This window comes from Halorhabdus tiamatea SARL4B, from assembly GCF_000470655.1.
In the GTDB taxonomy this organism is placed as follows: Archaea; Halobacteriota; Halobacteria; order Halobacteriales; family Haloarculaceae; genus Halorhabdus; species Halorhabdus tiamatea.
In genome coordinates this window covers 1,213,759-1,237,143 of record NC_021921.1, presented here as the reverse complement: position 1 = coordinate 1,237,143, position 23,385 = coordinate 1,213,759, and the positions used below count along the sequence as shown (strand labels likewise).

General features: G+C 65.0%; 22 protein-coding genes and 2 tRNA genes. 14 read left to right on the top strand and 10 right to left on the bottom strand.

Translation table 11 applies throughout. The features are described from left to right. Nucleotides 1-64 precede the first annotated feature (64 nt). The 3 genes from HTIA_RS06180 (at nt 65) to HTIA_RS06170 (ending at nt 1,532) form a co-directional block, all read left to right on the top strand. Complete coding sequence (locus HTIA_RS06180) at nt 65-787, top strand: hypothetical protein (protein WP_044950975.1); 723 nt, start codon at nt 65-67, stop codon at nt 785-787. A 116-nt stretch (nt 788-903) separates the two neighbouring features. Beyond that, nucleotides 904-1,125: a DUF7557 family protein gene (locus HTIA_RS06175; RefSeq protein ID WP_008525525.1), complete on the top strand. Its 222-nt coding sequence runs from the start codon at nt 904-906 to the stop codon at nt 1,123-1,125. Continuing rightward, nucleotides 1,122-1,532, top strand: a complete 411-nt coding sequence (locus HTIA_RS06170) for a type II toxin-antitoxin system VapC family toxin (protein ID WP_008525526.1) — start codon at nt 1,122-1,124, stop codon at nt 1,530-1,532. Before HTIA_RS06175 ends, HTIA_RS06170 begins: the two co-directional genes overlap by 4 nt. Before the next feature lie 22 nt (nt 1,533-1,554). On the opposite strand, the gene HTIA_RS06165 is transcribed toward HTIA_RS06170, so the two are convergent. Next, the gene (locus HTIA_RS06165) at nt 1,555-3,912 is read right to left on the bottom strand and encodes a GH36-type glycosyl hydrolase domain-containing protein (protein ID WP_008525527.1); all 2,358 of its coding nucleotides are present in this window, start codon (nt 3,910-3,912) and stop codon (nt 1,555-1,557) included. A gap of 64 nt (nt 3,913-3,976) precedes the next feature. After that, nucleotides 3,977-6,424, bottom strand: coding sequence for a GH36-type glycosyl hydrolase domain-containing protein (locus HTIA_RS06160; RefSeq protein WP_008525529.1), 2,448 nt, complete (start codon nt 6,422-6,424; stop codon nt 3,977-3,979). 113 nt (nt 6,425-6,537) lie between these two features. Here HTIA_RS06160 and hemB point away from each other — a divergent pair, with 113 nt between their 5' ends. The 6 genes from hemB (at nt 6,538) to HTIA_RS06130 (ending at nt 11,182) form a co-directional block, all read left to right on the top strand. After that, nucleotides 6,538-7,518, top strand: a complete 981-nt coding sequence (gene hemB / locus HTIA_RS06155; protein ID WP_008525531.1) for a porphobilinogen synthase — start codon at nt 6,538-6,540, stop codon at nt 7,516-7,518. Nucleotides 7,519-7,579: 61 nt separating this feature from the next. Further along, a complete protein-coding gene (locus HTIA_RS06150) occupies nt 7,580-7,945 on the top strand; it encodes a P-II family nitrogen regulator (RefSeq protein WP_008525533.1) in 366 nt (121 codons plus the stop codon). Between the two features lie 354 nt (nt 7,946-8,299). After that, complete coding sequence (locus HTIA_RS06145; protein ID WP_008525534.1) at nt 8,300-9,628, top strand: ammonium transporter; 1,329 nt, start codon at nt 8,300-8,302, stop codon at nt 9,626-9,628. Further along, nucleotides 9,621-10,007, top strand: a complete 387-nt coding sequence (locus tag HTIA_RS06140; RefSeq protein WP_008525535.1) for a P-II family nitrogen regulator — start codon at nt 9,621-9,623, stop codon at nt 10,005-10,007. Before HTIA_RS06145 ends, HTIA_RS06140 begins: the two co-directional genes overlap by 8 nt. A gap of 14 nt (nt 10,008-10,021) precedes the next feature. Further along, entirely contained in the window at nt 10,022-10,480 is a 459-nt protein-coding gene (locus HTIA_RS06135; RefSeq protein ID WP_008525536.1) for an Lrp/AsnC family transcriptional regulator, read from the top strand. A 69-nt stretch (nt 10,481-10,549) separates the two neighbouring features. Continuing rightward, nucleotides 10,550-11,182 (top strand): DUF998 domain-containing protein, encoded by a 633-nt coding sequence (locus HTIA_RS06130; protein WP_020936146.1) that lies wholly within the window; start codon nt 10,550-10,552, stop codon nt 11,180-11,182. Between the two features lie 45 nt (nt 11,183-11,227). On the opposite strand, the gene HTIA_RS06125 is transcribed toward HTIA_RS06130, so the two are convergent. The 4 genes from HTIA_RS06125 to HTIA_RS06110 form a co-directional block, all read right to left on the bottom strand. Continuing rightward, nucleotides 11,228-11,869: a cyclase family protein gene (locus HTIA_RS06125; RefSeq protein ID WP_008525538.1), complete on the bottom strand. Its 642-nt coding sequence runs from the start codon at nt 11,867-11,869 to the stop codon at nt 11,228-11,230. A gap of 213 nt (nt 11,870-12,082) precedes the next feature. After that, a tRNA-Thr gene (locus HTIA_RS06120) sits at nt 12,083-12,154 on the bottom strand. 45 nt (nt 12,155-12,199) lie between these two features. After that, the gene (locus HTIA_RS06115) at nt 12,200-12,889 is read right to left on the bottom strand and encodes a DUF7114 family protein (RefSeq protein ID WP_008525539.1); all 690 of its coding nucleotides are present in this window, start codon (nt 12,887-12,889) and stop codon (nt 12,200-12,202) included. A 103-nt stretch (nt 12,890-12,992) separates the two neighbouring features. Next, entirely contained in the window at nt 12,993-13,820 is an 828-nt protein-coding gene (locus HTIA_RS06110; protein ID WP_008525540.1) for an NAD+ synthase, read from the bottom strand. A gap of 321 nt (nt 13,821-14,141) precedes the next feature. Between HTIA_RS06110 and HTIA_RS06105 the strand changes: the two genes are divergently transcribed. Beyond that, nucleotides 14,142-14,212, top strand: a tRNA-Gly gene (locus HTIA_RS06105). 66 nt (nt 14,213-14,278) lie between these two features. Here HTIA_RS06105 and HTIA_RS06100 read toward each other — a convergent pair. Further along, nucleotides 14,279-14,800 (bottom strand): J domain-containing protein, encoded by a 522-nt coding sequence (locus tag HTIA_RS06100; protein WP_008525546.1) that lies wholly within the window; start codon nt 14,798-14,800, stop codon nt 14,279-14,281. 148 nt (nt 14,801-14,948) lie between these two features. Here HTIA_RS06100 and HTIA_RS06095 point away from each other — a divergent pair, with 148 nt between their 5' ends. Beyond that, nucleotides 14,949-16,214, top strand: a complete 1,266-nt coding sequence (locus HTIA_RS06095) for a M48 family metallopeptidase (protein WP_008525549.1) — start codon at nt 14,949-14,951, stop codon at nt 16,212-16,214. Here HTIA_RS06095 and serA read toward each other — a convergent pair. Beyond that, nucleotides 16,211-17,773: a phosphoglycerate dehydrogenase gene (gene serA, locus HTIA_RS06090; protein ID WP_008525551.1), complete on the bottom strand. Its 1,563-nt coding sequence runs from the start codon at nt 17,771-17,773 to the stop codon at nt 16,211-16,213. The two genes, HTIA_RS06095 and serA, sit on opposite strands and share 4 nt — an antisense overlap. 121 nt (nt 17,774-17,894) lie before the next feature. On the opposite strand from serA, the gene HTIA_RS06085 reads away from it, so the two are divergent. After that, on the top strand, nt 17,895-18,794 hold the full coding sequence (locus tag HTIA_RS06085; RefSeq protein ID WP_021029628.1) for a hypothetical protein: 900 nt from the start codon (nt 17,895-17,897) through the stop codon (nt 18,792-18,794). Nucleotides 18,795-18,850: 56 nt separating this feature from the next. Here HTIA_RS06085 and HTIA_RS06080 read toward each other — a convergent pair whose 3' ends face one another. Next, nucleotides 18,851-19,285 carry a universal stress protein gene (locus tag HTIA_RS06080; RefSeq protein ID WP_008525554.1) on the bottom strand — a complete coding sequence of 145 codons (435 nt, stop codon included), beginning with the start codon at nt 19,283-19,285 and terminating at the stop codon, nt 18,851-18,853. 183 nt (nt 19,286-19,468) lie between these two features. Between HTIA_RS06080 and HTIA_RS06075 the strand changes: the two genes are divergently transcribed. Further along, complete coding sequence (locus HTIA_RS06075) at nt 19,469-20,587, top strand: TrmB family transcriptional regulator (RefSeq protein ID WP_008525556.1); 1,119 nt, start codon at nt 19,469-19,471, stop codon at nt 20,585-20,587. A 9-nt stretch (nt 20,588-20,596) separates the two neighbouring features. Here HTIA_RS06075 and HTIA_RS06070 read toward each other — a convergent pair whose 3' ends face one another. Then, the gene (locus HTIA_RS06070) at nt 20,597-21,754 is read right to left on the bottom strand and encodes an MFS transporter (protein ID WP_008525558.1); all 1,158 of its coding nucleotides are present in this window, start codon (nt 21,752-21,754) and stop codon (nt 20,597-20,599) included. A gap of 277 nt (nt 21,755-22,031) precedes the next feature. Here HTIA_RS06070 and HTIA_RS06065 point away from each other — a divergent pair, with 277 nt between their 5' ends. Continuing rightward, entirely contained in the window at nt 22,032-23,339 is a 1,308-nt protein-coding gene (locus HTIA_RS06065; protein WP_021029629.1) for an endonuclease/exonuclease/phosphatase family protein, read from the top strand. The last annotated feature ends 46 nt before the right edge of the window (nt 23,340-23,385 follow it).

Here is a 23,385-nt window from a genome sequence, read left to right as displayed (position 1 = left end):
TTAACATCAGGTCGCCGGTTCGCCGTCCCGTATGGCAACGACGGTACGGGAGACCATCGCAGGCATGGCACAACGGGCGAATCCGGCGTTTGCAGTCGCGGTGGTCGCGATCCCGCTGGCGGCGCTGGGCTACGCGCTCACAGTCGCATCGCTTCAGGGGCACACCTACGTCCACGTGATGGCGGGCGTCCTCTGGACGGGCATCGACGTGTTCATCGGCGCGGTGCTCGGGCCGGTGATCGGCGGCCTCGACGAGGAAGAGAGCGCGGCGGTGTTCCAGCGACTCACGCCCAAAACCGCCTTTCTCCTCCCGTCGCTGGCGACGGTGACCATCGCCTCGGGGATCGCCCTCGCGCTCGAACTGGGCTATCTGGCCGACCGCGAGGGCTGGCTCGCGGTGTTCACCGCGGCGAACCTGATTCCGATCCTCCTGCTGTTGGGCTGGCGACTCGACGCCTGGCGGGACTGGCGCTGGCAGGTCCCCTTCGGCATCGCGACCGTCGGTTCGCTCGCCTGGGTCGCAACGACGATCGGTGATCTCCCGGCGATCGAGCCCGCGATCGCGGTCGCGCTGGCGATCGTGACGATCCTCTCGGTCCAGGGTTTCGGGTTCCTGATGCCCGGCGAGTTGCGGATCTACCGGGAGATGACGTCGGCGAGTCCGGACTCCGGCGTCATCGCCGCGATCGGCAAACAGAACGCGATGCTCGGTGGTGTGCAGGGGCTGTTCCAGCTTTTGTTGATCCTCGACATGGTCTACCTGCGATACGGAGGTTTTCCGTTCTGACCTGCTGGCGGTGGCCTGGCACACTCGTTGGGACAAACGCTTCGTCGATCCGGTTGGATCTGTGACGCTCTCTGACCGGCGTAACACCTATTCACCCTCGTACACACCGTATACATATGAGTACGATTCGCGTTTCCGACGAGGTCAAGGAACGCCTGCGTGCCCTGAAGCGTGACGACGAGTCCTTCGACGAACTACTGGATCGGCTGAGCCGCCGGGAGAAGGACATCGAAGAGATAGCTGGCAGTCTCGCCTTCCTCGACGAGGACGGGGCATTGGAAGCGGAGATGCGGGCGGCTCACGACGAATTAAACGAGTCACTGTCCCATCGGCGATGATCGTTCTCGATCGTGACGTCCTCGCGAAGATCGCCGGCCGCGATCCGGACGAGGCGATCCTGTCACACCTCGGGCAGTACCGCAGAGAGGAGTGGACGATCCCCGCCGTCGTCGCCTGGGAGTCCTACAAGGCCGGGTCGGGCCGGACGGAGATGCTCAGGACCCAGCGCGTCCTCGACGAGCAGTTCGATCGCGTGCTGGATTTCACCGACGATTGTGCCCTCGAAGCCGCGTATCTCGACGAACAGCTTCGCGCACAGGGGATCCGGCTGGATCCCGCCGATCTGCTCAATCTCGCGACCGCCCACGCTGCGGGTGGCACGTTCGTCACGCACAATGCCACGGACTTCGACAAGCCACCGCTGTACGATCTCGTCGACCTCGACGTGGTGGTGACGGATTCTTGATCCGGAGACGGAACTCGCAGTTTCAACCCATTTCGACCCGAACCTCGTGGCTCGTGCCGTCCTCGAATGCAGGCACCACATCGCCCACGATCACCTCGCCGTCGACCTCGACACTTTCAACCCCACTCTCCACGCCCTCGGGATTTTCCACCGTGATCTCGTAGGTCGCGCCGCGGAACTCGCGGGTCATCTCGAAGCCGTCCCATTCGGCCGGGATCGTCGGGTCGATCACGAGGCCGTCGAAGGTCGGCCGGATGCCAAGCAGGTACTGCGTCGCGCCGACGTACGCCCAGGAGGCCGTGCCCGTGAGCCAGGAGTTCTTCGCGACACCGAAGTCCTCGTGGGCGGGGCCGAGAACGTTCTGGACGTACACGTATGGCTCCGTCCGCCGCAGTTCTGCTTCGTCCTCGTGTGTCATCGGGTTCAGCTGCCGGTAGTACTGGTGGGCGCGTTCGCCGTCGCCCAGCAGGCCGGCGGCGACGACCGACCACGTGTGGGCGTGACAGAAGATGCCGCCGTTCTCCTTGGCTCCGGGTGGGTAGGTCGTCGTTCCGCCGATCCGGTCGATCGTGCCTTCACCCTCCCAGGGTGGGTCGAGCAGCGCGAAGCCATATTTCGTGTTCAGACGCTCGTGAGCCGATTCCATCGCCCGCTCGGCGCGCTCGTCGTCGACGCCGCCCAGCACCGCCCAGGTCTGGGTGTTCAACGAGATCTGCTGGTAGTCCTCACTGGCCGACCCGATGACGTCGCCGTCGTCGTCGTAGGCGCGGGTGTACCACGCGCCGTCCCAGGCGTGGTCGTCGATGCGGCCGATCTCCTCGGCACGCTGGGTGCGACGTTCGGCTGCCAGGTCTTCGTCGCCGAGGAACTCATAGAGATCAGCGACTTCCCGGAGAACCCGGCAGTACATCATGGCGACCATGACGCTCGCGGCCTCGCCACTGCCGTCGTCGGGGTTCAGCGAGTCGTTCCAGTCGGCGTAGCCCATCCGCGGGAGGCCGTGTTTGCCCCGGTGCTCGTCGGTGAACGCGATGGCGCGCTCGATGTGCTCGCGCACGGTGCCCGTCGAGCCGTCCTCGAAGGGGATCTCCGCTTCGAGGAAGTCGTCGTCGCCGGTCTCCTTGAGATACTGGACCGTCCCGAGGACCAGAAAGAGGTGGTCGTCGGAGAACCACTGCGGCTTGGACGGGTCTTCCTTGGCCAGACCGGCGTCTCCCTCGCCGCTGAGTGGGTAGAACTGGTGCCAGGCGTGCCCGTCGGGGAACTGGATCTCCCAGAGGCTCTCCAGGGTCTCCCGGACCTGCTCGGGCACGGCGTGGACGATCGAGAGGGTGTCCTGACTCGAATCGCGGGTGCCCATCCCGCGGCCCAACCCGGCCTGGTAGCGCGAGGCCGTTCGGGACCAGTAAAGCGTCGAGCGACACTGCACCGGGTTCCAGACGTTGAGCATCGTGTTCATCTCCTCGTCAGGAGTCTCGACCTGCAACGTCGAGAGGTACTCGTCCCACTCCGCTTGGAGGGCGTCGAGTTCCTCGTCGACGACCGACGGGTCCTCGTACTTCTCGATGAGATCGTCGTCGCGCTCCGGCGCGGTCAGGAAGACGATCCGTTCGCGCTCGCCCGGGTCGAGTTCGATGTCGTGCTCGAACGAGCCGATGACGTTGTCGTGGGTGGCCGTCGAGTCCGTGGCCGCACCGGCATCCAGCACCGCGGGTTCCTCCAGCGTTCCGTACTGGCCGACGAACTCGCGACGCTGGGTGTCGAAGCCCGCGACCTCGGCGCTGGTGGCGTGGGTGTAGCTGATCTCCTCGGCCGAGGAGTACGCCTCGATGACGCCGGCGTCCTCGTCGACGCGGGAACGCATGATCTGGCCCGTCCAGTCGAGGTTCATCTGGTCGGCCGCGGCGTCCGGGAACGAGAACTCGACGTAGGAGAACGCGCCGAGGGTGCGAGTCTCTTCACCCTCGTTTTCGATGTCCAGCACCCACAGCTCGCAGTCCTCGCCGAGCGGGACGAAATACGTCATCTCGGCCGCAATGTCGTCGTAGACGCTCTCGATCGTGGTGTAGCCCGGCCCGTGGCGACACTCGTAGTCGGCGAGCTCGTCCTTGACTGGCTGCCAGGTCGGCGACCAGTACTCACCGCTCTCCCGATCCTGCAGGTAGACGTACCGGCCGGGCTGGTCGTCCGGCACGGCGTTGTACCGGTAGCGCGTCACGCGCTGGTTCTTCGGATCTTTGTAGAAGCTGTACCCGCCACCGGTGTTCGAGACGATGCCGCCGTAGACGCCCTCGCCGAGGTAGTTGATCCACGGCGTCGGCGTGTCGGGTCGGTCGATGACGTATTCGCCTGTCTCCTGGTCGACGTGTCCGTATGTCATTGTCTGTCGTGGGTTGGTGGTGTGGGTTCGGTTAGCGAACGATGCAAAACAGGGGGCAACTGGCTCAGCCCATCACGACGCGCACGTCGTGGACTTCCCCGTCACCGAGGTCGGGGATCGTCTGGCTGTCGATGGTGTCGCCGTCGATTTCGACCCGATCGACGCCCGATTCGACGCCGTCGGGATTCTCGACAGTAATCTCGTAGGTCGCGCCGCGGAACTCGCGGTGGACCGAGAACTCGTCCCACTCGGCCGGGATCGACGGATCGACCACGAGACCGTCGTGGTCGGGCCGGACGCCGAGGATGTACTGGGTGATCGCGACGTAGTTCCAGGCCGCCGTTCCGGTCAGCCAGGAGTTCTTGGCCTCGCCGGTGGTCGGGGCGTCCGGACCGGCGATGGTCTGGGCGTAGACGTAGGGTTCGGTGGTGTGGACGTCGCTGATGTCCTCACGGGCGGCCGGGCAAATGCGCTTGTAATAGTCGAAGGCCCGCTCGCCGTTGCCGAGTTTCGCCTCGGTGATCATGATCCAGGGGTTCGTGTGACAGAAGACGCTCCCGTTCTCCTTGTAGCCCGGCGGGTAGGAGGTGATCTCGCCGTAGCGCTCGTCGTATTCGGTGAAGGCGGGCTGGTGGAGCACGATGCCGTGTTCGGTCGCCAGTCGCTCCCGGACCGAGTCCATCGCGTCCTGGACCTTGCCGTCCTCGCGGCCGATCCCGGCCATCCCGCACATGCCGTTGGACTCGACGAAGATCTGCCCCTCGTCGTTCTCGCTCGATCCGATCGGGTCCTCGAAGTGGTCGTAGGCCCGCCGGAACCACGCGCCGTCCCAGCCGGCGTCGGCGACAGCGTCGGCCATCTCGTCGGCGTATCGCTGGTACTCCTCGGCGGACTCGGGCAGGAGGTCGGTCTGGTCGGCCAACTCGGCGAGTTCCTCGACGGCGTAGACGAACTGGCCGCCGATGAACACCGACTCGGCGCGCTCCTCCTCGACGTCGTGTTCGGCCGTCTGGAAGGACTCGTCCGGGTTCTCGGAGAAGCAGTTGAGGTTGAGACAGTCGTTCCAGTCGGCGTGGCCGATCAGCGGCAGGTCGTGAGGGCCGCGGCGTTCCCGGACGTATTCGACGGCGCGCTGGAGGTGCTCCGCGAGGGGTTCCTCGGTCCCGGGTTCGTTCTCGTAGACGACCTCTTCCGCCAGAATGGAGGTGTCGCCGGTCTCCTTGACGTAGGCGGCGGTGGACATGACCAGCCACATCGGGTCGTCGTTGAACCCGCCACCGATGTCGGCGTTGCCCTCGCCGGTGAGGGGGGTGTACTGGTGGTACGCGCCGCCGTCTTTCAGTTGGATCTTCGCGAGATTTAGGATGCGCTTTCGAGCGCGATCGGGGAACTGGTGGAGGACCGCAAGTTGGTCCTGCAGGGAGTCACGGAAGCCGATGCCCCGCGTGAGCCCGGTCTCGTACAGCGAAGCCGACCGTGCGAGGTTCATCGTCACGGTGTTCTGGTAGGGATTCCAGGTGTTGACCATCCGGTCGGTCTCGGGATCGGGCGTCTCGACTTGCAGCGCCGAGAGCTGGTCCGCCCAGAACTCCTCGAGTTCGGTGAAGGATTCGTCGAGGGCGGCGGGATCGAGATACTCCTCGATGGTCTCCTCGACGTACTCCTTGTTGATGACGCCTGGCTCCGCCCATTTGTCGTCCTGGGGGTTCTCGTGATAGCCCAGCAGGAAGACGACCTCCTCGCTCTCGCCCGGTTCGAGTTCCACATCGACCTGGTGGGAGCCGATCGGCGACCACCCGTGGGCGATAGAATCGGTGGCCTCGCCGTCCTCAAGCACCGCCGGCTCGTCGAAGCCGTTGTACTGGCCGACGAAGGCGTCCCGTTGGGTGTCGAAGCCGTCGATGTCGGCCGAACAGGCGAAGTAGGCGAAGTGGTTGCGCCGCTCGCGATACTCGGTCTTCTGGTAGATAACTGAATCCTCGACTTCGACCTCGCCGGTGTTGTAGTTGCGCTGGTAGTTCGAACTGTCGTCGACGGCGTCCCACAGGCAGAACTCGACGAGAGAGAACAGTTGCAGGTTGCGGGACTCGTCGCTGTTGTTTTCGACGGTGACGCGCCAGGCTTCCAGGTCCTCGCCGGGGGGCACGAAATAGGTCACTTCCCCAGCCACGTCGTCCTTCTCGCCCCGGATCGTGGTGTACCCGAGGCCGTGGCGGGCTTCGTAGTCGTCCAGCGGTTCGCGAGCGGGCTGGAATGTCGGCGAAAAGTACTCGCCGCTCTCGGCGTCACGCACATATAGGCCCCGGCCGCCGACGTTCCGGGGGGCGTTGTTGTAGCGATACCGGATAAGCCGCCGATAGCGTGGATCCTGGTAGAAACTGTACCCACCGCCCGTGTTGGAAATCATCCCGACGTAATCCTGGCGGCCGATGTAGTTGATCCAGGGCCGGGGCGTCTGTGGCTCCGTGATTACGTACTCACGCGCTTCGTCGTCGAAATGCCCGTACTTCATCTCTCAGTGTAGAATCAAGTAGGAACCTAAAGAATGTTGCGACACGCGCCATGTCGCCTGCCAGCGGCCGAGAGAGCGTCACGGCTTTCCCCCCGACACAACAAGGCCCGTACATGGATACTCCCGACCGCCCCCGCCGTCTCCGGATCGACGGTATCAGACCGCTGGTCAGCGAAACCACGCTGGAGGCGACCGATCTGATCGCGCCCGTCTTCGTCGACGCGACGACTGACGAGCGGGTTCCGATCGAGACGATGCCGGGCCACGAGCGCGTCCCCGTCGACGGCGCGGTCGACCGCGTCGAGGAAATTCGCGAGACCGGCGTCGAGGCGATCATCGTCTTCGGCGTGCCCGAGTCCAAGGACGGTGAAGGATCCGGAGCCTGGGCTGCCGACGGCGTCGTCCAGGCGGCCGTCCGGCGGATCACCGCCGAGACAGACGCCTACGTCATCACCGACGTCTGTCTGTGTGAGTACACCGACCACGGCCACTGTGGCCTGCTGGAACCCGACGCTCGCGAAGACCCGACGTTGACCGTCGAGAACGATCCGACCCTGGAGGCTCTGGCCCGGACGGCCGTCTCCCACGCCGAGGCGGGGGCGGACATGGTCGCGCCCTCCGCGATGATGGACGGGATGGTCGGGGCGATCCGGGAAGGCCTCGACGACGCCGGTCACACCGGGGTTCCGATCATGAGCTACGCCGCGAAGTACGAGTCGGCCTTCTACGGCCCGTTCCGGGACGCCGCCGACGGTGCACCCGCCTTCGGCGATCGTCGACACTACCAGATGGATCCTGCCAACGCCCGCGAGGCCATGCGCGAGGTCGAACTGGACGTCGAGGAAGGGGCCGACGTCCTGATGGTCAAACCCGCGTTGCCGTATCTCGATGTCGTCCGTGACGTGCGCGAGCGCTTCGATCACCCCGTGGCTGCCTACAACGTCAGCGGCGAGTACGCGATGTTGCACGCGGCAAGCGAACAGGGGTGGCTCGACCTGGAGGCGACGGCCTACGAGTCGCTGCTGTCGATCAAGCGCGCGGGCGCGGACCTGATCCTGACCTACTTCGCCGAGGACCTGGCCGAGCGGTTGTAGTCCCGAAGCACCCTGCCGGCTTGGCGGGGTTTTATCCTCAACCCGGCCGGTGTTCGGTCGTATGTCACCAGCCACTGACGACACCGATCTCGAACTCGTGATGGCGATCGTCCGCCCGGAGAAACTCAGCGACGTCAAGGCTTCTCTCGCCGAAGCGGGCGCACCCTCGCTGACGGTCACACAGGTCTCCGGACGAGGTTCACAGCCGGCCAAAACCGGCCAGTGGCGCGGCGAGGAGTACGTCATCGACCTCCACCAGAAGATCAAAATCGAGTGCGTCGTCGAGAGCGACGAGACTGAGACCGTCGTCGACGCACTCCGCGAGGGGGCAACCACTGGCGAGAAAGGCGACGGGAAGATCTTCGTCCTGCCCGTGTCCGACGCCGTCCAGGTCCGCACCGGCGATCGCGGGACCGACGCGATCTGAAAAGCCGCCGCTTGCAGGAGTGACAAAGCCAGGCCGACCAGCCGTCGCTATACCTGATGCGCGTGCGACCGTTTCGACCCTGCTTCCGGACATTTCGCCACGATCGCGGTGCACGAACGTCCACATTGCTCCCTTGACGGTCGCATGAATATTTACAGATAACGACCTTATACTGTTAATATACTATGGCATTTCGGACAAATGTATGCCTACTCATGCAAATATTTTCGAATCTGAAGCAAATCCTTATGTATGGGTCTCCCAATCAGGTTCAAACGTGAATAAGATCACAATCGCAGTCGGATTCGGTGTAAAGTTGGACAAAAGCTTGCGGAAGTCAGGGGCGTGTGAGATATGATCGAAGCTCTCCCGTTGCAGGTCGAACCGAGTGCGTTGACCGATGGGATTAGCAACGTCTGGGTACTCACCGTCACGTTCCTGATCTTCTTCATGCACGCCGGCTTCGCGATGCTCGAGGCCGGGCAAGTCAGGGCGAAGAACGTCGCCAACCAGTTGACGAAGAACCTCCTGACCTGGAGCGTCGGCGTGTCGGTGTTCTTCCTGATCGGGGCCGGGATCTCCGGGCTCGTCGGCGGGAGTCCGTTCACCGACTCGCTGCCGTACCTGGCTGACGACGCAAGCGGCTACATCGGCTGGCTCTACGGGGCCGTCTTCGCGATGACGGCGGCCACCATCGTCTCGGGAGCCGTCGCCGGCCGCGCGAGGCTCCGGGCGTACGTCACCTACACGTTCCTGCTCGCCGCGGTGATCTACCCCGTCGTCACCGGGATCACGTGGGCCGGTGAGTACATCCAGTTCGGTGACGCCGTGTTCCACGACTTCGCCGGCGGCATGATCGTTCACGGGCTCGGCGGGATCGCCGGGCTGACCGCCGCCTACATGCTCGGCCCGCGGATGGACCGCTACGCCGAGGACGGCTCGGCGAACGTCATCCCCGGTCACTCGATGACCTTCGCCGTGCTGGGGACGCTGATGCTCGCCTTCGGCTGGTACGGGTTCAACGTCGGCACCGCGGCCGTCTTCGCCGAGGCAGGCCCGAACGGCGAACTGCTGGCGTTCAACGGTGCCGTCCTGGGTCGCGTCGCGATGGGAACGACGATCGCGATGGCCGCCGGCGCGATGGGTGCCGGGCTGGTCGCGTGGCTCAAGACCGGCAAGGTCGACACGCTGTACGTCGCCAACGGGCTGCTGGCCGGGCTCGTCGGGATCACGGCGATCCCGGACACGACGGTGTGGTGGGGCGCGTTCGCGGTCGGCGGGCTCGCCGGCGCACAGCTCCCGATCGTCTTCGGCTTCGTCGAGAACCGCCTGGGGATCGACGACGTCTGTGCGGTGTTCCCGGTCCACGGCAGCGCCGGCGTGCTCGGGACGCTTGCGTTCCCGTTCGTCGCCGCCGATCTCGGCGTCCCAGTGATCGACGCCTTCCTCACGCAACTGGCGGGCGTCGTCGTCATCGCAGTGTGGACGATCCTGGCAACCGGGGCCGTCTGGGGGGTCCTCAAGGCGCTCGGCCAGGCTCGCGTCACGCCCGAACACGAGCGTGAGGGCCTCGATCTGAGCGAGCACGGCGTCGAGACCTACCCCGAGTTCGGCGACGAAGAGCCGCTCGTCGCCGACGGCGGTGTCAGTGCCGTCCGCTCGCGGGGTGGTTCCGATGAGTGAAACCGAGACTGACGAAACTATGGACGACCCCGACGGCGAGATCAAACTCGTCATGGCGATGATCCGACCCGATCGGCTGGGTGCGGTCAAGCAGGCACTCGCGGAAGTCGGCGCACCGTCGCTGACGGTGACGCAGGTCTCCGGTCGGGGCTCACAGGCCGCAAAGAAGGGCCAATGGCGCGGCGAGGAGTACGTCGTCGACCTCCTCCAGAAGGTCAAAATCGAGTGTGTCGTCGCCGAAGTCCCTGCGGAGGACGTCGTCGAGGCGATCCGCGAGGCGGCTCACACCGGCGAGAAGGGCGACGGGAAAATCTTCGTCCTGCCGGTCGAGGACGCCGTCCAGGTCCGCACCGGCGAGAGCGGCCCCGAGGCAGTCTGAGACCCACACTCGGCATGGAATTAAATGATATCGACCGCGCGCTCGTCGACGCCCTCCTCGAAGACGGTCGTGCGTCGATCGAGGACCTCGCTGCAGACGTCGGAGTCGCCACGGAAACCGTCGAACGCCGGATCGAGGGCCTGGAGGACGCCGGCGTCCTCACGGGGTACGCCGCGACGATCGACGACGACGAACTCGGCTACGACGTGACGGCCGTCATTCGCGTTCGAACGGGCGGTGCGACCCAGGGTATCAGAGAGGCACTCGGCGAGTACCCCTGGGTGCGATCGGCCTACGAGGTGACTGGGGAGGACGACTTCCTCCTGGTCGGGCGGTTCCGTGACACCGACGACATGCACCAGCACGTCGCCGAACTGCTCACGGAAGCGACGGTCCGGTCGGTCACCGCCGACGTGGTCGTCGACACCATCCGGGCCTGCGAACCGCTCTCGCCGAGAAAACCGGCCGAATAGACTCCGAAATGCCGATTTTCATCGTCTCCCACCGACGCCGTTTTTGCCACTCGATACCACAGTGTGGGTATGGACCTGGCCAGCTGGTGGGACCAGCCGATCGGCGGGCTGCGTGAATTCGACCGCCGGCGACTGGCCGGCGGGGCCCTCGTCGTCGCCGGCACGCTCATCACGATCGGGATCACCGTCGCCGGGTCGCTCTACCCCGGGTATTCGATCCACGCCCAGACGATCAGCGAACTCGGTGCGACGGACGCCTCGGGCCAGCTCGTCCAGCCCGCCGCGACGGTGTTCGCGCTCTCGATGGGGACTGGGGGCGGTCTCGTGATCCTGGCGGGTCTGGCGGCCCGGTCCGCCCTCGGCCCACGACTGGCCGGCGCGTTCACCGCGACCGGGGTGGGCGTTCTCGGCGTCGCCGCGTTCCCAGTCCACGTCGGCGCTCCCCACGCGATCGCCGCACTCGTGGCGTTCGCCGGCGGCGGTGTCACGGCGCTGCTCGCCGCCGTTGAAACACGTGGCACGATCCGTTGGCTGTCGGCTGGACTCGGCGCAAGCACGCTACTCGCGCTCGTGGCGTTTCTGGCGCTTGGCGGTGACACACCCCTCGGCATCGGCGGGCTCGAACGGCTGGTGAGTCTCCCGATTCAGTGCTTTACGATCCTCTTTGGCGGCTGGCTGCTGGGCACCACCGAACGTCAGTGAACCGGTTCTCGAAACCCTGGGACGACGATCCACGTTGCGGACCGATCAGCGTCGATCGACGCCGACCGCCCGGACCGGCGCACCGTCGCCGTCCAGTCTGAGTGGATACGCCCGGAGTTCGAAGCGTTCCCCGACTGCCCCGAGGTTCCGCAGGTTCTCGAATATCAGCAGTCCTGACCCCAGAATCGCGTGATGGGCGGGAAACCCGTCTGGCTCGTCCCTCGCCGCCCGCTCGCTCGGCGTCGGATCGGGATTCAGCGTGTCGACGCCGACGGCCAGCCCCTGTTCGGCACAGCGTTCGGCGGCCGCCGGCGAGAGATACGGGTGATCGAGATACTGGTCCGTGTCCCAGTGTTCGTCCCAGCCAGTCCAGAAGACGAGACAGTCCACGTCGGCGGCGACCGTCGGCACGCGGTCGATGGGGATCGGCTCGCGGGCGTCGAGGTCGCGGCAGTCCACGCGACGGCAAAGTCGCTCGAAGGCCGCCACGTCGAACTCGTCGAGGGTTTTCCCATCTGCTTCAGTGTGGGCGGGGGCATCGACGTGGGTTCCAGTGTGAGTTCCGCAGGTGAGTTTGGATTCCCGGTAGCCAGCCGAGTCGTGGGTCGCGACCGACTCGACGCTGACGGCCGGATCGCCGGGATAGGTCTGCATCCCCGTCTCGATCGGTTGTGTAAGGTCGTGCATGCGGTGAGGGTGGGTGCCACGCGAGGTAAATTCGGGGGGCTCTGGCGGCCGACTCCGTTCGTGAATGAACCGCTTCGAAAAGAGCCGCCGGCCGGGATTTGAACCGGAGGAAGACTCACTGCGTTCGTCTTCCAGGGATTCAAATTCCGCATTCGGCGTTTTCACTCGCTCAGGACCCCATCGCTGACGCTCAGGGGTCAGTCGCTCGGAAAAAGCCTAGGCCGGAATTTGAATCCGGGGTCTCGTCCTTACCAAGGACGCGCTTTACCGCTAAGCTACCCAGGCACGCATTAACTGCTTACCCCGAGTTGACTTTAGGCGTTTCGATTTTCAGTGGTCGGCCGAGGTCCGAACCCCGTCGCCGGGGGCCGAATCGACGGAGACGAGTCTCGCCAGCTGATCCGTCTCGGGTTCGGCCGTGCCACCGTTGGTTCGGGCCTTTCGGGCGAGCGAGCCTGCGTATTCCCGCAGCGACGGCGATGGCTGCCCGCCGACGGCGGTCGTTCCAGCGACGGTTGCCAGTTCGTAGACGTCGGCCTCGAGGTTGTGATCCAGCAATGGGTCGTCGGTCTCCCGCCTGACGGTCTGGTCACGGCCAAACGCCTGGACCGTCGCGACGGCCTCGTCAGCGGCCTCCGTCCGCGCCAGAAGGTGAAAGCCCCTGGCGACCAGGATGTCGGCGATCAGTACGTCCAGATCACCGGCTTCCTTTCGACCCGAGAGCCACGGCGGGTCCTGAGAGAGCGATCGAGTCAGTCTCAGTCCCTCGTAGATGAGTTGAGCGCCGACAGCGCGTCGGGCGATCTCATCCGCCAGCGGATCGTCGGGTCGCTCGAAGACGGGTCGAGTCCCACCGGTCCCGCGACGTTCGAGAACGGCACGCGCACACTGTACCGTGAGAACACCGGCCCTCATCGGACTCTCGTCGAGCCTGGACACGATCCGATCGTGCAGCCGCTCGGGCTCGACGTCCTCGAGGACGTCCTTCGCGGTCCGGCGGACCACCGCGGCTTCCTGCATTAAGGGCACCTAGTAGAGGGAAAGTCAAAGACCTTTGGAAAGCCCCCCTACATAAACCCGGGTTGTGCGCCCCAGATTCGTCCGTGTGTCGCTTCGAGGGTCGTCACAGCGGCTCTGGGGTCGGGGGCAGAGAGCGCTTGTGACCACTTTGCTCGTAAAGGGAACGCACGCGCTCGACAATCTCTCTATCCACGCCGACGATCCTGGCTGTCGCACTCGTTCCGACTTTGCCCTCGATTGCCAGTGCGAGGATCGAATCGAGCGTGTCGTACTCGACACCGAGTTCCGCTTCGTCGGTCTGGTCGACCCACATACCGGCGGTCGGCGTGCGCTCGGCGATCCCCTGGGGGACGCCGACGTGGCGCGCCAGCTGGCGGACCTGCTGTTTGTAGAGGTTCGCGATCGGATGGCAGTCGACGGCCCCGTCGCCGTACTTCGTGAAGTAGCCCGTCAACGACTCGGTGCGATTGCCCGTCCCCAGAACCAGCGCGTTCTCGGTGTTGGCGACGAGGTAGTTGAGCACTGCGCGCGCACGGACGCGAACGTTCCCGACCGCCATCTTCTCGCCTTCTGCTTCCGGATAGACATCGAGGAACGAATCGACGATGGGGTTGATCTCGATGACGTCGTACTCGATGCCCAGATCCATCGCCACGCGTTCGGCGTCGCTCATCGTCGCCTCGTCGTTGACCGAACTCGGCATCACGAGCCCGTGGAGGTTTTCGGCCCCGATAGCCTCGACGGCGAGATGGGCGACCAGCGAGCTGTCGACGCCACCGGAGAGGCCCAACACCGCCCGCTCGACCCCGGCGGTATCGAGCTGGTCCGCGATGAAGTCCGTGATGTGTTCGCGCCGCCCCTCGAGTTCCGTCGCTGATAGCGACAGATCCAGTGGCGAGTCTCCTTGCGTGATCGCCTCGGTTTCTGACATATAGGGAGCTGTTGGCGTTCCAGGAACTAATAGTCACCTTCCGACGCGATATTGCTGGACGCGCGTGGTGTCTTCGGCGATGGGTCGCGACACGACGACGAAGCGCTATGTTCAAGTGTGATCACGGGGATATTGGAAACCGACGGCAGTAACCGAGCGCCGGAGTCTTGCCGAACGAAGTGAGGCAAGGCTCGGAACGCGAGGTAACGAGCGTTCCGGTGGTGAGCAGGTCAGATGGACCTGCGATCCTCGGTGTGCGCCGGTGGTGAGCAAATCCGGAGGATTTGCGAGCCTCGGCGCGCGAGGAACGCAGTGACGAGCGCGCCGGTGGTCTAGTGGTAGGACATGAGCTTCCCAAGCTCATAGCCCGGGTTCAATTCCCGGCCGGCGCATTTCATCTGCGAACGACAGTGAGCAGTGAAATCGCAAAAGAGGGAATTGAATCTGTGTGGCTCCACTCATTCTTCGAGACGCTCGTAGGCGGTCCGGACGCGCTTGAACGCCTGGGTGTCGCCGTCGGCAGCGTCGGGGTGGACGTCCTTGACGCGCTCGCGGTACGCTCGCTTGATCGTCTCCTGGTCGGCCCCGGCCTCGACGCCGAGCACGCGGGAGGCTTCCCGTCGAGACATCTCCTCCGGTTCCGAGCGATTCGGACGCGTCGCGTTCGCGCGCCGCTCGCGGCCGGCCGTTCGCCGGTTCTCGGCACGTCGTGACCGTCGACGGCGACCGGCTCGCTCCCGTTGCTCCGCGCTCCGCGACCCTGACGGACCGCCGTTGGTCGCCGCCTGTCGTTCGACGCGACGGTAGACGCGGGCGGCCAGTCGGCCGGTCCCGTGCATCCAGAGGAGGGACGTCACCGCACCGAACACCGCGGCTGGTGCCAGGATCGCGAGATTATACAGGACTCCCGCGAGAGCGAGAGCGACCGTCATCGCGCCGAACGCCGCGGCGAGGGCGACGATGAACCGCGAACGGTGCACGATTCTACGTTCGGCTGTCCCGAGGTAAGGTTCTCGTTCCCCGGCAAATTGCGTGGGGTGGGGTCACACGCCCGGGTCACCTGGACCGGTGTGATTACTGCCGCTGGTGTGTCCGGTGGCTTATTGTCCGGCATGTCCAACCACGGGTATGCTCGTCTATCACGCCCTTTTCGTCACGTTGCTGGTCGGGACGACCGGCTTTTTCACCGCGCTCGCCGCGTTGAACGTCCGCCACGCCGAACGGACCGTCGCCGAGGAAGCGGATCTCGTGACTGATCGTCTCGGGATCGACGATCCCGAGGAGTTACTCGCGTACAACCGACTCGGCACGGCCCTGGGACAACTCCAGACCTGGATGACGCTCGTCTTCGTCCTGGTGGCCCTTTACGCGGGCGTCTACGCCGACGCCGTCGCGGCCCTGGAGGCGACAGGTTGGCCACCCTTCGTTCGCGGGACTGCCCTCGTCGTCGGGACCGTTCTCGCACTCCAGGCGTTCACCCTCCCGTTCGATGTCGTCGAGACGTTCGTCGTCGAGGACCTCTTCGAGTTCAATCAGCAGACGCTACGCCTCTACGTCCGGGATCAACTCGTCTCGCTGGTCGTGACGGTCGTGCTGGTCGGCGTCCTCGCCGCGGCGGTCTTCCTCGCCATCGACGCGCTGGGCGGGCTGTGGTGGGTCGGCGCCTGGGCGTTGTTCGTCGGCTTTTCGTTGCTCATGCAGGTGCTGTACCCGCGCGTGATCGCGCCGCTGTTCAACGACTTCGACCCGATCGAGTCCGGCGATCTCCACGATGCAGTGACTGACGTCTTCGACCGTGCGGGCTTCGACACCGACGCGATCTACGAGATGGACGCCAGTCGGCGGTCGTCTCATGCCAACGCCTACTTCATAGGCTTCGGCCGGACCAAGCGGGTCGTGCTGTTCGACACCCTGCTCGAGCAACTGTCAATCTCCTCGGTGCAGGCTGTCCTCGCCCACGAACTCGCCCATTACGATCGCGGCCACATCTGGACGCAACTCGGCGCGAGCGTCCTCTGGATGGGGGCGTTGCTGCTCGGCGCGTCGCTGCTGGTCGAAGCGACGTGGCTCTACGAGATGTTCGAGATTGCTGGCCAGCCGGTCTACGCCGGATTACTCCTGGCCGTGCTGTGGCTCACGCCTGTTTCCCAGCTTTCCGCGCCGCTCACCAACCGGCTGTCGCTCGCACACGAGCGCGAGGCCGACGCCTTCGCGGTCGAGGTCATGGGTGCCGAACCGATGGCCGACGCGCTCGCCGATCTGACGGGCGAGAACCTCTCGAACCCGTTTCCCCATCCCCTCTACGAGACGTTCCACTACGATCACCCACCCGTCCCAAAACGGCTGCAACACATCCGAACGGTAGCCGACGAATCCGAAGAGACGGCGGCCTAGTCCAGGTCGATCGCCGTCACGCCCGTGACACGGGAATCTGATTCGAGTTCGTCGAGCAACTCGGGTGTGACGGGTTCGTCGAGGTTGTAGACCGACATCGCTTCACCGTCGATGGACTCGCGGGCGTTGGCCATCCCGGCGATGTTGATGCCGTGCTCGCCGAAGATGCCTCCGAGCGCGCCGATGACGCCCGGTTCGTCGCGGTTGCGCGAGATCAGCATGTGACCGTAGGGCGTTGCGTCGACCCGGAAGCCGTCGATCTCGACAAGCCGGGGCTCGTTGTCGCCAAACAGCGTCCCGCTGACGGTGAGTTCGCTCCCCCCGTCGCTGACGGTGATCGAGACCAGGCTCTGGTAGTCCTCGGTCTCACGGCGCTTGCTCTCGACGACCTGGATGCCGCGCTGTTCGGCGATCCGGGTCGGCGCGTCGACGACGACGTCCTGCCAGCCGAAGGGGTTGAACACGGCTGCGGTGACGAGGTCGGTATCCTCGTCGGCTAGCTCGCCGGCGTACTCGATCTCGATGGACTCGACGCGACCGTCGAACAGCCGGAGGGCGATCTTGCTCGCGGTCTCGGCGACGTCGACGAACCCGCGGGTCCGGGGATCCGAACTCGCGTCCGTCGAGGAGAGATTGAGGGCGTTCTGAACCAGGTCACCTTCGAGCGCCGAGATGATGCTGTCGGCGGCCGTGACGGCGACGTTGACCTGGGCGTTGTGGGTCTTCGCGCCGAGATGGGGCGTCACGACGACGTTATCGACGTCGAGCAGCGGGTTGTCCTCGGGTGGCTCCGTCGAGAAGACGTCCACGCCGGCGGCCGCAATCTCGCCGGACTCGACGGCGTCGGCGAGGGCTGGTTCGTCGACGATACCGCCACGCGAGGTCAACACGACCAGATCGCCGCCGAAGCGATCGATCTCCTCGGGGCCGATCAGCCCGCGTGTCTCGTCGGTGAGTCGGGCCTGGACCGAGAGCATGTCGACGCGTTCGAGCAGTTCGTCGAGTTCGAGGAGTTCGATCCCCATTTGGCGCGCTCGGGCTTCCCCGAGATAGGGGTCGTAGGCGACCAGATCCATGCCGAGGTTGTCCAGCCGCCAGGCAACCTCTTGGCCGAGTCGGCCGAGGCCGACGATCCCGGCGGTCATGTCGCCGAGTTCGAGCGCGTCAAACGCCTCGCCGTCCCACCCACCTGCGGCGACCTGCATGTGGGCCTGTGGGATCTGCTTGGCGGCGTTGAATGCCAGCCCGATCGTGTGTTCGGCGGCGGCGTAGACGTTCCCGCGGGGGGCGTTGGCGACGATGACGCCGTGGTCGGTCGCCGCGGGGATGTCGATGTTGTCGACGCCGATGCCCGCTCGCGAGACGATCTTGAGGTTGGGTGCGTTCTCGAATACCTCGCGGGTGATCTCCGTCCCGCGGATGAGCATGGCGTCGACGTCCCCGATCTTCTCGAGGACGCCGGCAGTGTCGATGTCGAAGTCGGTCTCGACGTCGAGGCCGGCACTCCGGAGGCGTGCCAGCCCGGCGTCGTCGATCGGGTCCGTGACCAGTACCTTCATGCCTGGAGGGAATCCCCCCAGCACATTAACCTTTTAGAGTTCGTTCTCTGACTTGGGTGACCACGGAGGCTGCCGATCGCGAACCGCGCCGGTTTTAGGCACACTCGCCCATCTTCCGGTAATGACGAGCGTGCGGATGGCCGTGCCCCGTAAAGGTCGGCCCCTGGAGGCGGTCCTCGAACGGATCGCGAGCCGGACCGGCCGGACGGGCCTGGCCGACGGGATCATCTCGACGCTGCGCTACGAGAAGGCCATCGCCAAGGGCGACCAAAAGCCCGACGCGCCGGTCTACGATCGCCTTTCGAGCTACAGCGACGCCGGGGACCCGACTGCCCCCGAATACACGCTGATGCGGGACGACCGACAGGGGATGCCCCGCCGGATCGTCTTCGACAGCGTGACGATCCCGACCGAGTCGGTGGATCTGGAACTGGTCGGCCGCGAGGAACCCTTCCGCGCGCTCCGGAAACACGAGTTCGCGCTTGGATTCGACAGCGCCGACCTCGTCCTCGAGGAAGTCGTCGGACTCGAACCCGAACCGCTCACCGATCTGGCGGCGCTCAACGCGCGGATCGATCCGCTCGATACCGACGTCCGCGTCCACACCGGCCTCGGTGACACTGTCTATCACACGCTGCTCGCGACCCCCTCCGTTGCCGACACGCTGGAGGGGGATCTCACGCGCGAGTTCGTCGCTGACTACGCAGGGGAACTCGCCATCTCGCCGCGCTATGAGCGTCTCGTGACGGCCGTCCTCGGGACCGGCGCTGTCGAGGGGATCGACTTCCGGCATCCCGACCGCGACCGGACGGAGGAGGACCTCATCGCCGAGGTCGGCCTGGGCGTCTACATCACGGTCTCGGGGTCGACGGCGCGCGATCACGGCCTCCTCGTCGGTGACCGGCTGTTTCCGAGCGAAACAGTCCTTCTGGAGAACGAAGCCGAGATGACGGGTGACGCCGAGCTGGCGGTCGATCTCGTCGACGGGGCGGACATCGACACGGCACTGGCAATTCAGTAGGGCGAGAGCTATTTTGGGCGACGAATCAGCCCGCCGCTGGGGCGTCGATCCGGCCGTCACCGAACCACAGTCACCGGGACGGTCGAGTTTCGGAGGACGCGCTCCGTGACGCTACCCAGCAGGATGCGCGACAGTCCCGTCCGCCCGTGGCTTCCCATCACGATGTGATCGACGCCGTGTTCGGCGGCGTAGGTCGTGATCTGACTGGCTGGCCGGCCACTCGCGAGTTCGGTCGCCGCGACGTCGAGCCCCGTCGCTGCCGCCGACTCGCGGGCGTCCGCGAGGACGCGCCGACCGTTCTCGATGATGCGTCCGGACTGACCGTCCGGACTTGCAGAGAGCGACGTCCCGTCGAAGTCGTAGTTCGATTCGACCTGATCGAGGGCGTGCAACAGGTGGACCGTCGCTTCGGGATGCTCTCGGCCGGCGAATTCGATCGCCCGAGCCGACAGCGGTGACTCGTCGACCGGGAGCAGGATTGTCTCGCCCATGCATCGGGTGGCGTCGCCCGTCCCAATAACGGTACGGGTCGATCAGTCGTCTTCCGGCACCCCCGAGGCACAGTCGGACGGTATGTCTTCTCTGTCTGGACTGTGTGCTACGCGGCTGGCGATTCAGTGGTCCATGTGTGCAGAGAACAAGCGTTATAATGACCGATTTTGAATCGTACTCGTATGGATGAAGAAGAACTTCGGGACGCCTTAGAGAACACGGGGTTGACGTCGTATCAGTCCGACGCCTACCTCGCGGTTCTCGAACTCGGGGTCGCGGCTGCGGTAAAAGTCGCCCGGAACTGCTCGGTGCCCGTCTCACAGATCTACAAAGTGCTGCGGGACCTCGAGGAGAAGGGGTTCGTCGAGACGATCGAACGCGACCAACTCCACGTGCGCCCGCGAGATCCGGACGTCGTCCTCGAAGAACTCCGCTCGACTGGCCAACTCCTCCAGCAGGCCGCCGACGACATCGAGGACCGCTGGGAGCAACCGCAACTGTACGACGATGACGGGGGTGTCGTCAAACATCAGGAGACTCTCTTAGAGCGAGCGAAGGAGGCCATCGAGGGGAGTGAAATGCTCATCGAGATAGTGCTGACACCCGCCCAGTTCGAAACGCTACATCCTGCGCTGGTGCGTGCACGGGAGAACGGTGTCATTGTGCGGGTAACGCTGTACGACGAACAGGAGTCTGTCGAGATCGCGACCGATATCGACGTCGAGGCCGCCGTCTCGGAACTCCGCCTGTCGTACATCCCCGGTCCGTTCCTCGCCGTCGTCGACCGTGACCGTTGTTTCTTCACGCCGGACGCCAGTGTCTCTGATCAGCACGGCCTCCTCGTCGAGGACGAGATGCTCTCGTTTATCTTCCACTGGTACTTCTATACCTGCAACTGGGCGCTCAACGACCGAGCCTACGTCGATACCACCAGCGGATGGACCTACGTCACCTTAGAGGAGTTCGTCCGTGACTTCGCTGTCCTGCTTGACGGCGGCGTCGATGTCTCGCTCACAGTGACCGGCTACGACAACGGCCAGGGGGAAATTCGGACGATCTCCGGTCTCGTCAGCGATATCTCCTACCCCAATGACTTCCGCAAGAGCGGACCGCCGACGATCGAACAACTCTCGGGGTCGCTCACCGTGCTGCTCGACCTCGGCACTGAAACGTACGAACTTGGGAGTTGGGGGGCTGTCTACGAGGATATGGAGGTCTATCGCATCGAGATCGACGACATTACGCTGTCGGGGATCGACGACGACCTCTCGAAGTCCGCACAACCGATTCCCCTGCCGTGAGTGGTCACCTCAGCTGGACGGGCTGGCGCGTCGCTGCCAGGCCGTCGCTGCGATGATCGCCCCGAGACAGACGAACGCGCCGGCCAACAGGGACAGCGCCGTCCCGAGTCCGACGTAGCTGCTGGCCAGGCCGACCAGCGGCGGGAACAGCGACATGCCGAGGTAGTTCGCGCCGGTCGCGATCGCACTGATCGGGCCGCTGTATGCCGGGTGTTCGTCGACGCCGAAGGCCGAAAGCGTCGGGAAGAAGCTGCTCACCGCTACCCCTGTCGCGACGATCGCGGCGACGAACACTGCGATGGACTCCGTGGTGAACGCCAGATAGACCAGCGGCGTCGCGACGACAGCCAGCACGAACGTCACCGCGAGGTACTCGAAGCGCTCGATGACGAGTCCGTAGGCGGCCCGGGCCGGAATGTAGGAGACGAGCACGCCCGAGAGCACGAGGTTGGCCTGTGACTCGGTCACGCGCTGGCTGGCGAAATAGGGCAGCCAGGTGAAGAGGCTCCCCTCGATGCCGCCGCTGAACACCAGCGCGGCGGCCATCCCGAGGACGGCCGGATCGCTCATAACCTCTCGCAACCGTGCGACCGTTAGCTGTCGTTCGCCGGCGACCGATTCCAGGTCAGTCGCGCGGGCGAGCAAGGCGACCGGGACGACGAACAGCGCGGCCACGAGGGAAAAGACCAACCGCCAGTCCGCGACGGCGATCACGGCGTTCGCAAGCAGCGGTGCGCTCGCGCCGCCGACCGCCCACGCCATCGCATAGAGATTGAAGGTGCGGCCCCGCTGGTCGGGGTAGAGGTGACTGAGCACGGGTCGATCCAGCGCGCGCCCGACGCCGTCGGCCGTCCCCTGGATCAACAGAAAGCCCAGAAAGAGGACGTAGACTGGTGCGAGTGCCATCGCAAGCAACGCGAAGATGGCCACCCCCAACCCGGCGAGCATCGTCCGCCTGATCGGGAGGTGACCCGCGACCAGCCCGACCGCAAGCACGGCCAGCAGAAAGCCCAGCGTCCCCGCCGGCGCGACCAGTCCCAGCAGCGCCTCCGGAATCTCGAAGTCCGCCGCGACCCGCGGGAGGACTGCCCCGCGCATCTGGAGCGCGATAGCGTCCCCGAGAACGAACGTGAAGATCGCGGCCGTCCAGCGCCTCCGGTTGTTCACATCTCTCTGTCGGAATACGCGGTGAAAAATTTCACCGTTCGAGTCGATCTCTCGACGCCCGGTGTCAGGGGTGTTTCTGGACGCTATTGCGGCCCGACACCGCCGATCGACTGCGTGCACCCCGCTCTATTTATAAGCAATCTCTAGATATAAATATATCCGTGCTGTATACGTTTTGACGGACAAATCGGTTCGAGACGTCTTTTCGTCCACCTATTCAGAATCAGCGATGGTTTATCATACACATTTATATATGTGGATAGTATATAAATAAACGATGCCTCGGAACACGACCAGGCGGACGTTCCTGAAAGGTATCGGCGCCACAGCAGCGACTGCAGGCATGGTTGGGACCGCGAGCGCGTACTCCTACCGGGAGTCGACGCGCTTCTCGGCGTTCAACATCGTCGAACTCCAGACCGAGCAAGTCCAGGAGAAGGGCGACGAGCAAGCCGAATACGCCGCCCGGATCATTCAGGAAGCCAATCCGGACGTCATCGCGATCAAGGAGATCGACAACAACTTCCAGAAGGCGACCGTCGAGGACATCCCCACGGACACGTCCAACGTTCGGGCGTTCATCGACAACTACCTGATGGAGCCCCAGGCCGAACACCTCGAGCCCATCAGCTTTCCCTATACCCTTCAGCCGGACAGCAACACCGGCCTGCTGCCGGAGGAGGACTACGACTTCAACAAGGACGGCGAGGCGGGCGCGCGGCCGGGCGACGCCTACGGGTTCGGCATGTACCCGGGCCACTACGGGTTCGCTATCGCGAGCCAGTACCCGATCCTCGAGGACGACGTCCGGACGTTCCAGGAGTTCGTCTGGACGGACATGCCGAACAACCTCGCGCCCGTCGACGACGGCTCGATGGCCCTCAGCAAGGGCGACGGGGACATCTGGCTGACCGAGGAGGAGGCCGATGTCTTCCGGCTGTCCTCGAAGAACCACGTCGACGTGCCGATCCGGGTCGACGGCGAGGTCGTCCACGGCCTGGTCTCTCACCCGACGCCGCCGGGCTTCGACGGGTCGAACAACTTCAACGACCGGTGGAATCACGACGAGAACCGCTTCTGGGCCGACTACGTCGCCGGAGCCGAGTACATCTACGACGACGACGGCAACGAGGGCGGCCTCGCCGAGGACGAACCGTACGTGCTGATGGGCGACATGAACGCCGGGCCGACCGCCGATCGGGTCATGGATCCGTCCCAGCCGTTCTTCTTCGAGAACGAGGACTTCTACACCGAGGAGTTGCCGACCAGCACCGGCGGCCGCGTCAACGGCAACGAGTACGCCACCCGTATCGACGGCGACTTCGAGGGCGTCGTCGAGCAGGTCGACTACGTGCTCCCCGCCCCCGAGTTCGCCTACGAGGACGGCGGCGTCGTCTGGCCGGTCCGCGGTCGCGCCCAGAGCGAGATGGCCACGGCCGTCGCCGAGGCCTCCGACCACCGGATGGTCTGGGCCGACGTCAACCTCGAGAGTGACACGGGAGGCGCTTCGGGTGCCGAACTCCGCTCGCTGCTGCGATCGCTGCTGTCGTCGATCGAGGACAACCCCGGCCGCGGTTCGAACTGACGCCGATCGCGGCAATATTTAACCATACATCGTATTTAAAACCACT

Bases quoted from the DNA above. Each gene is read 5' to 3' on its own strand.
- HTIA_RS06180 (WP_044950975.1), top strand. From the start codon at position 65: ATGGCACAACGGGCGAATCCGGCGTTTGCAGTCGCGGTGGTCGCGATC.
- HTIA_RS06175 (WP_008525525.1), top strand. From the start codon at position 904: ATGAGTACGATTCGCGTTTCCGACGAGGTCAAGGAACGCCTGCGTGCC.
- HTIA_RS06170 (WP_008525526.1), top strand. From the start codon at position 1,122: ATGATCGTTCTCGATCGTGACGTCCTCGCGAAGATCGCCGGCCGCGAT.
- HTIA_RS06165 (WP_008525527.1), bottom strand. From the start codon at position 3,912: ATGACATACGGACACGTCGACCAGGAGACAGGCGAATACGTCATCGAC.
- HTIA_RS06160 (WP_008525529.1), bottom strand. From the start codon at position 6,424: ATGAAGTACGGGCATTTCGACGACGAAGCGCGTGAGTACGTAATCACG.
- hemB (WP_008525531.1), top strand. From the start codon at position 6,538: ATGGATACTCCCGACCGCCCCCGCCGTCTCCGGATCGACGGTATCAGA.
- HTIA_RS06150 (WP_008525533.1), top strand. From the start codon at position 7,580: ATGTCACCAGCCACTGACGACACCGATCTCGAACTCGTGATGGCGATC.
- HTIA_RS06145 (WP_008525534.1), top strand. From the start codon at position 8,300: ATGATCGAAGCTCTCCCGTTGCAGGTCGAACCGAGTGCGTTGACCGAT.
- HTIA_RS06140 (WP_008525535.1), top strand. From the start codon at position 9,621: ATGAGTGAAACCGAGACTGACGAAACTATGGACGACCCCGACGGCGAG.
- HTIA_RS06135 (WP_008525536.1), top strand. From the start codon at position 10,022: ATGGAATTAAATGATATCGACCGCGCGCTCGTCGACGCCCTCCTCGAA.
- HTIA_RS06130 (WP_020936146.1), top strand. From the start codon at position 10,550: ATGGACCTGGCCAGCTGGTGGGACCAGCCGATCGGCGGGCTGCGTGAA.
- HTIA_RS06125 (WP_008525538.1), bottom strand. From the start codon at position 11,869: ATGCACGACCTTACACAACCGATCGAGACGGGGATGCAGACCTATCCC.
- HTIA_RS06115 (WP_008525539.1), bottom strand. From the start codon at position 12,889: ATGCAGGAAGCCGCGGTGGTCCGCCGGACCGCGAAGGACGTCCTCGAG.
- HTIA_RS06110 (WP_008525540.1), bottom strand. From the start codon at position 13,820: ATGTCAGAAACCGAGGCGATCACGCAAGGAGACTCGCCACTGGATCTG.
- HTIA_RS06095 (WP_008525549.1), top strand. From the start codon at position 14,949: ATGCTCGTCTATCACGCCCTTTTCGTCACGTTGCTGGTCGGGACGACC.
- serA (WP_008525551.1), bottom strand. From the start codon at position 17,773: ATGAAGGTACTGGTCACGGACCCGATCGACGACGCCGGGCTGGCACGC.
- HTIA_RS06085 (WP_021029628.1), top strand. From the start codon at position 17,895: ATGACGAGCGTGCGGATGGCCGTGCCCCGTAAAGGTCGGCCCCTGGAG.
- HTIA_RS06080 (WP_008525554.1), bottom strand. From the start codon at position 19,285: ATGGGCGAGACAATCCTGCTCCCGGTCGACGAGTCACCGCTGTCGGCT.
- HTIA_RS06075 (WP_008525556.1), top strand. From the start codon at position 19,469: ATGGATGAAGAAGAACTTCGGGACGCCTTAGAGAACACGGGGTTGACG.
- HTIA_RS06065 (WP_021029629.1), top strand. From the start codon at position 22,032: ATGCCTCGGAACACGACCAGGCGGACGTTCCTGAAAGGTATCGGCGCC.